The organism is Streptomyces avermitilis MA-4680 = NBRC 14893, from assembly GCF_000009765.2.
GTDB classification, from domain to species: Bacteria; Actinomycetota; Actinomycetes; order Streptomycetales; family Streptomycetaceae; genus Streptomyces; species Streptomyces avermitilis.
In genome coordinates this window covers 3,032,854-3,045,018 of the sequence record NC_003155.5, presented here as the reverse complement: position 1 = coordinate 3,045,018, position 12,165 = coordinate 3,032,854, and the positions used below count along the sequence as shown (strand labels likewise).

The following is a 12,165-nucleotide window of genomic DNA, read 5'->3' as shown; positions in this document are numbered from 1 at the left end:
CCCGGCTTTGCCCTCAGGCGATGGCCCGTCCGTACGCCTTCAGGGTGCGCAGCGCCTCGATCGTCACCATGGGGCGGCACTCCAGAGCGGTGCCGGGGGCCCACTGGCGCCAGCGAATGGGCCAGCCGCCGTCCTTCCGCTGTTCGGCCGCCAGGAAGTCGAGCGAGCGGGCCATCTCCTCGTCCGTGAACCACGCGCGCGCGAGAGAGCCCGGAGTCCGCGCGAAGTCGTACGGGAAGTGATGTTCGCCCGGCCCGTACCCGGGCGATACGGGGGACGCGTCCAGGCGCTCCGGGTCCAGGACGGCGAGCCGCTGCTCGCGCACCATACGGCCCAGACGGTCGGCGGCCGCCTCCGCGCGGGGGCGGTCCGGCGCCGAATCCAGGAAGGCCACGGCCGCCTCGACCTCGTAGGGGTGCGACTTCCGCAGGGACTCGACGGCCTGCCAGCAGAAGTCGGTGGCCCGGAACAGCCAGGCGTGCCACACCTCGTTGCGGTGCAGCAGGCCCACCACCGGGCCGGTGGCGAGAAGGTCGCTGGGCGGATCGTCGACGACCGGCACGAACGGCGCCGTCGGATAGCCGCGCTGGCTGGGCCGGATCGCGGGAAGCGCGCCGTCCAGCGTCGAGACGGACGTCAGATACCGGCACACACGCTCCACCCGCTGCCCGCCGCAGCGCCCGATCGAGTCCAGTACACGCAGCGCGTGCCCGGCGTGCAACGGCTGACTGACCGGGCCGCGCAGATCGGGCTCGAGCGCGTGGCCGTACCCGTCGTCCTCGTTGCGGTAGGCGGCCAGCGCGGTCTCCACCGCGTCGGCGGTGCCACCCAGGAAGTGGTACGCGAAGCGGCGCTGCTCCAGCACGCGCGCGGTGAGCCAGACGAAGTGCTCGGCGCGGGACAGCGGGGAGCGCGCCGAGGGCGTCGGGGGGAGTGGGGATGCTCCTGTTTCGGCCATGGATCAGACCGTAGGACGGAAAGCGTTCTCGGCAAGCGGTCCCGGCGAGGGCCCACCCTCAGGGGCGGGATACTGGAGTCATGCGGTTGACGGTCTTCTGGCAGCGGATGGCGGATCACTTCGGCGCGGGGTACGCGGAGACCTTCGCGCGCGATCACGTGATGTCGGAGTTGGGTGGGCGCACGGTGGACAAGGCCCTGGAGGCCGGCTGGGAGGCCAAGGACGTGTGGCGCGCGGTGTGCACGGCGATGAACGTTCCGCAGGAGAACCGCTGAGTGACCTGGTGATCAGTGCGTGCCGATCGTGCGTCGGGACGTTCCGGTCATGAAGATCCGGGGGTGGCAGTCGGTTGTCGGTGGCGTGGGCGAGACTTGCACCGTGGCCCCGACAGATGAGACCGCGAAGGTCGCCCAGCACGTATCGCCGTTCGGCACGACGCCGCCCGCAGACCCACCGGCCGGGGACGCCGCCGGACGGGGCGGACGCATGCCGCGCTGGCTGCCGCGTGCCATGGTGCTCGCCCTCGCCCTTATCGCCGGCTTCCAGTTCGGCAGTTGGGCGTTTCACCAGCTCACCGGCCTGCTGATCAACATTCTCATCGCGTTCTTCCTGGCGCTCGCCATCGAGCCGGCGGTGAGCTGGATGGCCGGGTACGGAATGCGCAGAGGGCTGGCCACCTTCCTCGTCTTCCTCGGCGCCATGATCGTGACGGCGGGCTTCGTCACCCTGCTCGGCTCGATGCTCGCGGGCCAGATCATCAAGATGGTCGAGGGCTTCCCCGACTACCTCGACTCCGTCATCAGCTGGGTCAACACGACCTTCCACACGGATCTCCGACGGGTCGACATCCAGGACAGCCTCGTCCACTCCGACTGGCTGCGAAGGTACGTCCAGAACAGCGCCACGGGTGTGCTGGACGTGTCCGCGCAGGTCCTGGGAGGCCTCTTCCAGCTGCTGACGATCGCGCTGTTCTCCTTCTACTTCGCCGCCGACGGGCCGCGGCTGCGGCGCGCCCTGTGCTCCGTGCTGCCGCCCGCCCGGCAGGCCGAGGTGCTGCGCGCGTGGGAGATAGCCGTCGACAAGACCGGCGGCTATCTGTACTCGCGCGGCCTGATGGCGCTGATCTCGGGCATAGCGCACTACATCCTGCTGCAGTCGCTGGGCATCCCGTACGCGCCCGTGCTGGCCGTCTGGGTGGGCCTGGTCTCGCAGTTCATTCCGACGATCGGTACCTATCTCGCGGGCGCCCTGCCGATGCTGATCGCCTTCACCGTGAATCCCTGGTACGCGCTGTGGGTGCTGATCTTCGTCGTGGTCTACCAGCAGTTCGAGAACTACATGCTGCAGCCCAAGCTGACCTCGAAGACCGTCGACATCCACCCCGCGGTCGCCTTCGGGTCGGTCATCGCGGGCACCGCGCTCCTGGGTGCTGTCGGGGCGCTGATCGCCATCCCCGCAGTCGCCACCCTTCAGGCCTTCCTCGGGGCGTACGTGAAGCGGTACGACGTCACGGACGACCCCCGCGTGCACGGGCACCGGCGCCGTGGCCCCGGAACCGGCTCCGGCGGTGCCCTCGGGCGCGTGCGTCGGCTGTGGGGGCGCAGCCGGGCGGCCGAGTCCGAGGACGGGTCCCGGTGAGCGGTGAGAGGCGCGCGAGGCGGGGCACTCGCTCGCCGGCGTTCAGTACGTGAGGACGGCCCAGACCCCGGCCGCGAGGACGGCCACCGCGTAGGCGCCGACCGCCACGTACATGAGCCGCTGTTTCCGCGGGTCGCTCCAGGGCGTGCGGGACAGCAGCGAGGCCAGCGCGGGCAGCACGAGCACGGCGTGCAGGCTCACCCCGTGCAGCGGCTTGAGCGGGGCCGTCGAGTGGTACGCCGCCTCCTGGTGGCCGGTGCGGGTCAGCACCACCCCGCGCGCGATCATCGCGGCGCCCGACAGCAGAGCGACGACCAGGATCGCGAACCCGGAGCGCAGCGCGAGCGGCATCCCCACCGGGCCCTCGGGCCGGTGCCGGAAGGCCGCGGCCGCGAACACCGAGAGCACGACCACCAGGACGCCGCCGCCCACCGCGAGGGTCATGGAGACCAGTGTGTCGAAGCCGGTCTCCATGTTGAGGTGCGAGGGCGCACGGCGCCACGCCTGAAGTGTGATCCCGCCGACCTCCACGACGCAGTCGGCGGCGAACACGACGAGTAGCGCGGTGCGCAGACGCGCCCCGACGCGCAGATACGACGTGACCCAGGTGACGGCGACCAGTGTCAGCCCGAAGGAGAGCCCGAACGTGACGGGCTTGCGCCAGGAGACGGGCCCGTCCCAGGGGCCGCCGTCGACGGCGAAGACCACCAGATGCGCCAGGCCCGAGAGAACCAGAAGGGCACCGGTCGCGTAGCAGAACCGTTCGGCCGGGCGCGTCGTGAACCTTCGGCGGGGCCCCTTGCGCGCGGCCGACGCGGCGCCCGGAACCGCCGGGGAAACCAGGTTTTCCATGGCCCAAGCCTCGTGCGCAGGACCCACGTCGTCGTCGTACGGCCGAAGGCAATGGACGTACGCCCGGAGGAGTAGCCCCGGCGACTCACGGAGGAGTAGCGACCTGGCACCACCTCCGTACCCAGACCGCGGTGGTGTTCGGCGCCGTCGTCGTGCTCGCCGCACTCCTCGCGGCCACCGGCCCGCATCTGGCCGATCTCTATGCACCGCCGTCCTCGTCAAGGCCGGTTACCGGCAGTGGGTGATCTATCAGCCCGCCGACCATTTCTGGGCCCTCCAGTGGGCCGAGACCGGCATCTTCCTCGGCCTCGCCGTCGCACTCGCCGGGGTCTGTGTGCGGCGGATCCGACGTTTGGCCTGATCCGCCGGTCGCGGCCCGGCCTGACGGGTGGGGCGTCGGCGGCCGTCTCGGCGTTCCGGTCGGCGCTGTGTCGGGTGACTGCTCCCGAGGGCTGTCGGACCGCGAACGTACCCTCGGAAGTGCCATGTGGTGCGCTTGACACGAAAATCGAACATCCATTCTTATGGAGGTTCCGGCGAGGCTCTCGACGGGCATTTCGACACGGTTTCGATGGAGAAGTCCCCGAGTTATCCACAGGCCGGACGGGCGTCGGGGCGCATTGTCAGTGGCAGGCGTTAGCGTCTTTGACGTGAAGCGATCGACTCAAGCAAACCGGGTGGAACCCATGGCAGGAACCGACCGCGAGAAGGCGCTCGACGCCGCGCTCGCACAGATTGAACGGCAATTCGGCAAGGGCGCGGTGATGCGCCTGGGCGAGCGGCCGAATGAGCCCATCGAGGTCATCCCCACCGGGTCGACCGCGCTCGACGTCGCCCTCGGCGTCGGCGGCCTGCCGCGCGGCCGAGTGGTGGAGGTGTACGGCCCGGAGTCCTCCGGTAAGACGACCCTGACGCTGCACGCGGTGGCGAACGCGCAGAAGGCCGGCGGCCAGGTGGCCTTCGTGGACGCCGAGCACGCCCTCGACCCCGAGTACGCGAAGAAGCTCGGCGTCGACATCGACAACCTGATCCTGTCGCAGCCGGACAACGGTGAGCAGGCTCTGGAGATCGTGGACATGCTGGTCCGCTCCGGCGCGCTCGACCTGATCGTCATCGACTCCGTCGCCGCCCTGGTGCCGCGCGCGGAGATCGAGGGCGAGATGGGCGACTCGCACGTGGGTCTGCAGGCCCGCCTGATGAGCCAGGCCTTGCGGAAGATCACCAGCGCGCTCAACCAGTCGAAGACCACCGCGATCTTCATCAACCAGCTCCGCGAGAAGATCGGCGTGATGTTCGGCTCTCCGGAGACCACGACGGGTGGCCGGGCGCTGAAGTTCTACGCCTCGGTGCGGCTCGACATCCGTCGCATCGAGACGCTGAAGGACGGCACCGACGCGGTCGGCAACCGCACCCGCGTCAAGGTCGTCAAGAACAAGGTCGCGCCGCCCTTCAAGCAGGCCGAGTTCGACATCCTCTACGGGCAGGGCATCAGCCGCGAAGGCGGCCTGATCGACATGGGCGTGGAGAACGGCTTCGTCCGCAAGGCTGGCGCCTGGTACACGTACGAGGGCGACCAGCTCGGCCAGGGCAAGGAGAACGCGCGCAACTTCCTGAAGGACAACCCCGACCTCGCCAACGAGATCGAGAAGAAGATCAAGGAGAAGCTGGGCGTCGGCGTACGGCCGGAGGAGCCCACGGCGGAGCCGGGCGCGGACGCGGCGGTCACGTCGGCCGCGGCTGCCACGGACGACACCGCGAAGACGGTGTCCGCTCCCGCGGCCAAGACCACCAAGTCCAAGGCCGCGGCGGCCAAGAGCTAGCCCATGACACGACGAACCGACTGGGCCGAGTACGCGTACCCCGTCGCGCCGCAGGGACGGGGGAGCGGAGCCGACGGGAGGTCCGTCGGGGGCGGCGACGGGGCGTACGACGAGGGCGAGCCGTACGACGACGAGGCATCCGGCGCTCACGGGGTGTACGGCGCTCACGGGGTATCCGGGACGACCCGGGAGGCATACGGCGCCGGTGGTACGTACGGCGGGGATGCGGACGGCGACGGTTCGCAGAGTCGCGGTTCGCGGTCCCGCCGTGGCGGTCGGCATGGTGACGGCGGCTTCCGTGGTGACCGCGGCGAAGGCGCATCACGCGATGGCGGCGGTGCGCAAGGAGGACGAGGGCGCGGCCGGCGGCGCGGGTTCGGCGAGCCGGCCGGTGACCCACAGGACGGAGGCGCCCCTGCCTCGTCGAGGGCCGAGAAGGGGGAGCCCCCAGGGGACCCGGCTGAGCGGGCGCGGGCGATCTGTCTGCGCCTGCTCACCGGGACCCCGCGCACGCGCAAGCAGCTCGCGGACGCCTTGCGCAAGCGCGAGATCCCCGAGGACGTGGCGGACGAGGTTCTGTCGCGGTTCGAGGAGGTCGGCCTGATCAATGACAGCGCCTTCGCGGACGCCTGGGTGGAGTCCCGGCACCACGGCCGGGGCCTGGCCCGACGGGCGCTCGCGCGAGAGCTGCGCACAAAGGGCGTGGACTCCACACTGATCGACGAGGCCGTGGGGCAGCTCGACTCCGAGCAGGAAGAGGCGACCGCGCGCGAACTCGTCGCCCGCAAGCTCCGCTCCACGCGCGGCCTCGACCGCGACAAGCGGCTGCGTCGCCTCGCCGGCATGCTCGCCCGCAAGGGCTACTCCGAGGGCATGGCTCTGCGGGTGGTTCGGCAGGCGCTGGAGGAAGAGGGGGAGGACACGGAAGGCTTGGGGGACGAGGGGTTCTGACGCTGGGGGCCAAAGGGGGCGAGAAGGGGAAGGCGGACGCCCCTTACTGAAGAGGGCCCCCCGATAGAGGGCCCCCGTCGCGATGTCTACCCAGCGCGCCCATGGCCCATGACGTCGATGCCCTGGCGCTCTTCGGGCTAGGCCGTCACCGGGAACCCGGCCGACTTCCATGCCTGGAAGCCGCCCACCAGGTCCGTTGCCCGGTGCAGGCCCAACTGGCGCAGGGACGCGGCGGCCAGGCTCGACGCGTAGCCCTCATTGCAGACGACCACGACGCGCAGGTCGTGGCCGGTGGCCTCGGCGGCGCGGTGGCTGCCCTGGGGGTCGAGGCGCCACTCCAGTTCGTTGCGTTCGACGACCAGCGCGCCGGGGATCAGACCGTCGCGGTCGCGCAGGGCCGCGTACCGGATGTCGACCAGCAGGGCATCGCCGGCCAGCGCGGCCTCGTACGCGTCCGCCGCCTCCACCCGGTCGAGACCCTTCCGGACCTGTTCCAGCAACTCGTCGATACCTATGGGACGTTCATGGGAAGAGCTCACTGCCAGTCCTCCGGACGCTCGACGTGCTCCAGGCGCAGCACCTGACCGGTACGGCTGTAGCGGCGGATCTGCGGCAGGGGCGGATAGTAGGCGTGGACCGAGACCGCGTGCTCCTCGGTGGAGTCGTTGAGCACCTCGTGCACGTGGTGGTTGCCGAAGGAGCGGCCCTTGCCGGCCGGCAGCCGCCGTTCACGGTCCACCCCTTCGGTGAGTTCCAGCGTCCTCCAGCCGTCGGAGGGCAGCCGGACGGCGAGGGAGTTCTCCTTGAGCTCGCCCGCTGCCGTGGTGAAGGCACCGACCGAGTCGGCGTGGTCGTGCCAGCCGGTGCCGGTGCCGGGCGGCCAGCCGATCAGCCAGGCCTCGCTGCCGCCGGGGCCCTCCAGACGCACCCAGGTGCGACCCTCGGGATCCAGCGGAAGCGAGGCGATCAGCTCGGCGTCGGCCGCGGAACGGCGTACGAAGTCGAGAAGCTCGGCCTGGGTGGGGACCTGAGCGGAGACGGAGACGGAGGCAGGGGCAGGGGTGGAGGGAGAGACAGACACGGGTACCGTCCATGCGTTCGCGTAGGGGCGCGCGGCAGCACACGAGAGGCGCGCGGGAAGTAAAGATGCGAATTCAGCTGGACGGACGACACACGCAGCCCGCATAGCGGACGAGGTCCATATGGACCCTCCGCCACAGGCGCACACAGGTGTCGGTCACGATCCGGAGTACACCACGACGGCAGAGGCCGGTCAAACTCACAGTCACTATGTGGACCCCACGGTGACCGTGCGTCCCCACTGCGAGCGGGCCCAGATGAACCGCGGCCCCCGCGGAGGCGGCGCCACGGTCACCCCCCGGTCGCCGCCCGCTCCGCCCTCGTCTCGGTCCCCGCCTTGCTCCCCGACCCCGCAGGCCCGCCCAGCGTCGCCTCCGCCGCCGCGTACAGGTCGGCCGGCCGCACCCCGCTCAGCGCCGTGACCAGGTGCCCGTCGGGCCGTACCAGGAGCACGGTGTGCGCGGCCGCGCCCGGGTAACCCTCCGCGACCAGCAGCTCGGCGGGATGCGGCAACGCGGTCACCGCCGCCGCGAGCCGGGGCATGATCCCGGCCGACACCCAGTGCTTGCGCTCCCACACACCCGTACCCGGCGCGATCAATACCACGAGCAGCGCGCCCCGCCCGAGCCGGTCCCGCAGCCGTACGAAGGAGCCGTCCTCGGCCGTCACCCGTACATCGACGACCGGCGCACCCGGTGCCGTGTCCACAGGGGCCGTCGAGTCCGCGCGCTCAGGCGCGAGCGGCGAATCGGTGTACGACCCCGGCGTACCCAGTGCCCCGCGCCCCAGGTGACCGTCCGTGAGCAGCGCGTCGTGTCCGCGGGCCGAGCCGGGCACGTACGCGCGCAGCCCTCCGCCGCCGCGCACCACCGGCAGCGCCTGGTCGGCGGCGCGCAGTCGGGCCGCGACGACCGCACGGCGCTCCGCCTGATAGCTGTCGAGCAGCGGCTCGTGCGGGCCGTGATGCCAGGCCAGCGCCAGCTTCCAGGCGAGGTTGTCGGCGTCCCTGAGGCCCTCGTCGAGACCCTGTGTGCCGAGCGCACCGAGCAGGTGCGCGGCGTCACCGGCGAGGAAGACCCGGCCGGCCCGCCAGCGGCGGGCGAGCCGGTGGTGGACGGTGTGCACGCCCGTGTCGAGCAGCTCGTACGGAGGTGTGGGACCTCCGCTCCAGCCCGCGAGCGTCTCCCGGACGCGGGTCACCAGCAGCTCGGGCGTGACCAGATCCTTGCCCGGCGGCAACAGCCAGTCCAGGCGCCACACGCCGTCGGGCAGCGGGCGTGCGGTCACCTCCCCGGCCGAGGGGCCCGACGTCCGCCACGGCGGCATCCGGTGCAACAACGCCTCACCGGGCCAGGGAAGTTCCGCATGCAGCGCCGCCACGGCGTGTCGCTCAACGGCGGTACGGCCCGGGAAGCGGATGTCCAGGAGCTTGCGCACCGTCGAGCGCGGTCCGTCGCAGCCGACCAGGTAACTGCCCCGCCACCAGGTCCCCTTCGGGTCGCGTGTGTGCGCCGTGAGGCCGGACGCCTCCTGCTCGATCGCGTCCAGCCGGCTCCGCACCGCGACCTTGACCAGTCGCTCGGTCGCGATGGCCGCCCGCAGCGCGCCCGTCAGCACGTGCTGGGCGATGTGCAGCGGGGCGGGCCCTTCAGCGCCTTCAGCGGTACGCCCAGAGCCGACCACGGGCCCCCTGGGGCCGCCCACGGGCCCCCTGTTGTCGCCCGCGGACCCCTTGGAGCCGCCGACGGCCCCCCGTGAGTCGTCCACAGGCCTCCTGGAGCCGCCCATGGAGCGATCCGAGACACCCGCGGCGCCCGCCGAGCCGTACCCCGCACCGCCGGAGCCGTAGGCGACGCCCGCAGAGCCGTACACCGACCCCCCGGACCCGTCCGCGTCGAACGTGATCTCACTCATCACCTGCTTGCGCCGCATCGACCGCCATCCGGCCCAACGGAACCCGGCCTCGTCGAGCGGGAGACCCGTCAGCCGTTCCATGAGCGCGGCGGTGTCCTCGCGCAGAACGACGGTTCGCGCGGGCCGCTGTTCGTCGTTGCCCGGACCCTCGTCGAGGACCACGGACGGAACCTCCTGGCGCGCCAGCGCAAGGGCGAGCGCCAGCCCCACGGGCCCCGCTCCGACGATGATCACCGGGTCCACGGCGCGCTGCCCCCTGCCCGGAGTGGTGTCCTGAGGGACCTAGGGAAACAGGCAGTTGGAACGGGGTGCGCGATCACAGAACGTATGCAACCTATTGCCGGTGCTTGCGTCAAGCGACGGAGGCAGTGGCGAGCGCGCCACCTGCCTCCGTGTGGGTCAAATGCCTGACCAGTTGTCAGGCGGCTTCCCTGGGCCACCGGTCAGAGGCCGATGCCCCCGCCGGCCCCGCCCGCGCCGGTCGATTCGGCCCCGCCGACCGCGGCCGGCGGGAGCACGGCGCCCGTCGACTTCTTGCCGCGCCGCAGCCGCCCCTCCAGCCAGCTCGCGAAGGTCGTGAGGGAGAAGTTGATCGCGATGTAGATCAGGGCCACGATCGTGAAGCTGGCGATGGTGTTCGCGCCGTAGTAGCCGCTCATCGGGCCGACCGAGGCGAGCAGCTCGGAGAAGGTGAGGACCGCGCCGCCGAGCGCCGTGTCCTTCACGATCACGACGAGCTGGCTGACGATCGCCGGAAGCATCACCGTGACGGCCTGCGGCAGCAGAATGAACCGCATGACCTGGTTCTTGCGCAGGCCGATCGCCATCGCGGCCTCGGACTGGCCCTTGGGCAGCGACAGGATGCCGGCCCGGACGATCTCCGCGAGCACCGAGGCGTTGTAGAGCACGAGTCCGGTGACGACCGCGTACAGCGGACGGTCGTCCGAGCTGACGTTCGTGTACTCGGAATACAGGGCGACGCCGAAGATCATGAGGATCAGCACCGGGATGGCCCGGAAGAACTCCACCACGATCGAGACCGGAACACGTACCCACCTGTGGTCCGAGAGCCGGGCTATACCGAGGACCGCGCCGAGCGGCATCGCGATGACCATGGAGAGGGCCGCGGCCTTGAGCGTGTTCTGCAGCCCCGGCCAGAGGTACGTGGTCCAGGCCTCGGTGCTCGAGAAGAAGGGCTTCCACTTCTCCCAGGCCAGCTGGTCCTTGTCGTTGAGACTGGTGATCACCCACCACAGGACGGCGGCGGCCGCGACCAGGAACACCACGGTGAAGAGAACGTTTCGCCGCTTGGCCCGCGGGCCCTGGGCGTCGTACAGGACCGAGCTCATCGCTTCACCGCCACCTTCTTGCTCACCCAGCCGAGGATCAGACCGGTCGGCAGCGTCAGGCACACGAAGCCGAACGCGAAGACCGCGGAGATCAGAATGAGTTGAGCCTCGTTCTCGATCATCTCCTTCATCAGCGCCGCCGCTTCCGCGACACCGATCGCGGCCGCCACCGTGGTGTTCTTCGTCAGTGCGATCAGTACGTTCGTCAGCGGGCCGACGACCGAACGGAACGCCTGGGGCAGCACGATCAGAGTGAGGACCTGGGTGAAGTTCAGACCGATGGCCCGCGCCGCCTCGGCCTGGCCGACGGGCACCGTGTTGATGCCGGACCGCAGCGCCTCGCACACGAACGCGGAGGTGTAGGCGATCAGACCGAGCACGGAGAGCCGGAAGTTGATGGTCTCGAACGTGTCCGCGCCGAGATTGACACCCAGCGTCTGGCTCAGGCCCAGCGAGGTGAACAGAATGATCACGGTCAGCGGGATGTTCCGCACGATGTTCACGTAGGCGGTCCCGAAACCGCGCATCAGCGGCACCGGACCGACCCGCATCGCGGCCAGCAGAGTGCCCCAGATCAGGGAGCCGACGCCTGCGAAGACGGTGAGCTTCACCGTCACCCAGAACGCTCCCAGCAGGTCGTAACCTTCAAGAAAGTCGAACACGATCTCCCGCGCTTCCGCGTGTGTGGAGGGACCTTGCGAGGGGGTGCGCCGTCCCCCGAGGACGGCGCACCCCTGGGGCCCTACGTCACTTCTTGATGTCGCCGATCTTCGGGGCGGGCTCGTTCTTGTAGTTCGCCGGGCCGAAGTTGGCCGTCACGGCCTTCTCCCAGGCACCGTCCGAGACCATCTTCTCCAGGGCGGTGTTGATCTTCGCCTTGAGATCGCTGCCCTTCTTGACGCCGATGCCGTAGTTCTCGTTCGTCATCTTGAAGCCGGCGAGCTTGAACTTGCCCTTGAAGCTGGCCTGCGCGGCGTAACCGGCGAGGATCGAGTCGTCGGTGGTCAGCCCGTCGATGGCCTTGTTCTGCAGACCGGTCAGGCACGCCGAGTAGGTCGGGTACTTCAGGAGGTTGGCCTTCGGGGCGAGCTTGTCCTTGACGTTCTGCGCCGAGGTCGAGCCCGTCACCGAACACAGCTTCTTGGAGTTGAGGTCCGACGGCGACTTGATGGAGTTGTCGTCGGCACGGACCAGGACGTCCTGGTGGGCCAGCAGGTACGGGCCCGCGAAGTCGACCTTCTCCTGGCGCTCCGGGGTGATCGAGTACGAGGCGGCGATGAATTTGACGTCACCGCGCTGGAGCATGGTCTCGCGGTCGGCGCTCTTCGACTCCTTCCACTCGATCTGGTCCGCCTTGTAACCGAGCTGCTTGGCGATGTACGTGGCGACGTCCACGTCGAAGCCGGAGTAGCCCTGCGGCGTCTTCTGGCCGATGCCGGGCTGGTCGAACTTGATGCCGATGGTGATCTTCTTGTCGCCGCCGGAGGAGCTGCTGTCCTTGTCGTCGGAGCCGCAGGCCGTGGCCGTGACGGCGAGGGCGAGCACGGCGGCCGAGGCTGCGGTGACCTTGCGGAGCTTCATGGTGAACATCCTTTGTGTGGTG

At 70.2% G+C, this 12,165-nt stretch carries 13 protein-coding genes; 4 read left to right on the top strand and 9 right to left on the bottom strand.

What is annotated here, in order from left to right; translation table 11 throughout:
* Window positions 1-13: 13 nt before the first annotated feature.
* A complete protein-coding gene (locus tag SAVERM_RS13010) occupies window positions 14-958 on the bottom strand; it encodes a hypothetical protein (protein ID WP_010983933.1) in 945 nt (314 codons plus the stop codon).
* 80 nt (window positions 959-1,038) lie between these two features.
* On the opposite strand from SAVERM_RS13010, the gene SAVERM_RS13005 reads away from it, so the two are divergent.
* Together SAVERM_RS13005 and SAVERM_RS13000 are read left to right on the top strand one after the other, a co-directional pair.
* Entirely contained in the window at window positions 1,039-1,233 is a 195-nt protein-coding gene (locus tag SAVERM_RS13005; protein WP_010983932.1) for a DUF3046 domain-containing protein, read from the top strand.
* A gap of 103 nt (window positions 1,234-1,336) precedes the next feature.
* Window positions 1,337-2,596 (top strand): AI-2E family transporter, encoded by a 1,260-nt coding sequence (locus SAVERM_RS13000; RefSeq protein WP_078234496.1) that lies wholly within the window; start codon window positions 1,337-1,339, stop codon window positions 2,594-2,596.
* A 42-nt stretch (window positions 2,597-2,638) separates the two neighbouring features.
* On the opposite strand, the gene SAVERM_RS12995 is transcribed toward SAVERM_RS13000, so the two are convergent.
* Complete coding sequence (locus tag SAVERM_RS12995; RefSeq protein ID WP_237528781.1) at window positions 2,639-3,448, bottom strand: hypothetical protein; 810 nt, start codon at window positions 3,446-3,448, stop codon at window positions 2,639-2,641.
* A gap of 686 nt (window positions 3,449-4,134) precedes the next feature.
* On the opposite strand from SAVERM_RS12995, the gene recA reads away from it, so the two are divergent.
* Both recA and recX read left to right on the top strand, forming a co-directional pair.
* Window positions 4,135-5,268 carry a recombinase RecA gene (gene recA / locus SAVERM_RS12990; RefSeq protein WP_010983929.1) on the top strand — a complete coding sequence of 378 codons (1,134 nt, stop codon included), beginning with the start codon at window positions 4,135-4,137 and terminating at the stop codon, window positions 5,266-5,268.
* A 3-nt stretch (window positions 5,269-5,271) separates the two neighbouring features.
* Window positions 5,272-6,219 (top strand): recombination regulator RecX, encoded by a 948-nt coding sequence (gene recX, locus SAVERM_RS38865; protein ID WP_078234464.1) that lies wholly within the window; start codon window positions 5,272-5,274, stop codon window positions 6,217-6,219.
* A gap of 137 nt (window positions 6,220-6,356) precedes the next feature.
* Here recX and SAVERM_RS12980 read toward each other — a convergent pair whose 3' ends face one another.
* The 7 genes from SAVERM_RS12980 to SAVERM_RS12955 form a co-directional block, all read right to left on the bottom strand.
* A complete protein-coding gene (locus SAVERM_RS12980) occupies window positions 6,357-6,758 on the bottom strand; it encodes a rhodanese-like domain-containing protein (protein WP_010983927.1) in 402 nt (133 codons plus the stop codon).
* Complete coding sequence (locus SAVERM_RS12975) at window positions 6,755-7,300, bottom strand: cupin domain-containing protein (RefSeq protein ID WP_010983926.1); 546 nt, start codon at window positions 7,298-7,300, stop codon at window positions 6,755-6,757. Before SAVERM_RS12975 ends, SAVERM_RS12980 begins: the two co-directional genes overlap by 4 nt.
* 73 nt (window positions 7,301-7,373) lie before the next feature.
* The gene (locus tag SAVERM_RS45545; protein WP_324617296.1) at window positions 7,374-7,445 is read right to left on the bottom strand and encodes a putative leader peptide; all 72 of its coding nucleotides are present in this window, start codon (window positions 7,443-7,445) and stop codon (window positions 7,374-7,376) included.
* Between the two features lie 145 nt (window positions 7,446-7,590).
* On the bottom strand, window positions 7,591-9,456 hold the full coding sequence (locus SAVERM_RS12970) for an FAD-dependent monooxygenase (protein WP_010983925.1): 1,866 nt from the start codon (window positions 9,454-9,456) through the stop codon (window positions 7,591-7,593).
* A 200-nt stretch (window positions 9,457-9,656) separates the two neighbouring features.
* Window positions 9,657-10,562, bottom strand: coding sequence for an amino acid ABC transporter permease (locus SAVERM_RS12965; RefSeq protein WP_010983924.1), 906 nt, complete (start codon window positions 10,560-10,562; stop codon window positions 9,657-9,659).
* A complete protein-coding gene (locus SAVERM_RS12960; protein WP_010983923.1) occupies window positions 10,559-11,224 on the bottom strand; it encodes an amino acid ABC transporter permease in 666 nt (221 codons plus the stop codon). Before SAVERM_RS12960 ends, SAVERM_RS12965 begins: the two co-directional genes overlap by 4 nt.
* Before the next feature lie 85 nt (window positions 11,225-11,309).
* Window positions 11,310-12,143 carry a glutamate ABC transporter substrate-binding protein gene (locus SAVERM_RS12955; protein ID WP_010983922.1) on the bottom strand — a complete coding sequence of 278 codons (834 nt, stop codon included), beginning with the start codon at window positions 12,141-12,143 and terminating at the stop codon, window positions 11,310-11,312.
* Window positions 12,144-12,165: the final 22 nt, after the last annotated feature.

Bases quoted from the DNA above. Each gene is read 5' to 3' on its own strand.
- SAVERM_RS13010 (WP_010983933.1), bottom strand. From the start codon at position 958: ATGGCCGAAACAGGAGCATCCCCACTCCCCCCGACGCCCTCGGCGCGC.
- SAVERM_RS13005 (WP_010983932.1), top strand. From the start codon at position 1,039: ATGCGGTTGACGGTCTTCTGGCAGCGGATGGCGGATCACTTCGGCGCG.
- SAVERM_RS12995 (WP_237528781.1), bottom strand. From the start codon at position 3,448: ATGGAAAACCTGGTTTCCCCGGCGGTTCCGGGCGCCGCGTCGGCCGCG.
- recA (WP_010983929.1), top strand. From the start codon at position 4,135: ATGGCAGGAACCGACCGCGAGAAGGCGCTCGACGCCGCGCTCGCACAG.
- recX (WP_078234464.1), top strand. From the start codon at position 5,272: ATGACACGACGAACCGACTGGGCCGAGTACGCGTACCCCGTCGCGCCG.
- SAVERM_RS12965 (WP_010983924.1), bottom strand. From the start codon at position 10,562: ATGAGCTCGGTCCTGTACGACGCCCAGGGCCCGCGGGCCAAGCGGCGA.
- SAVERM_RS12955 (WP_010983922.1), bottom strand. From the start codon at position 12,143: ATGAAGCTCCGCAAGGTCACCGCAGCCTCGGCCGCCGTGCTCGCCCTC.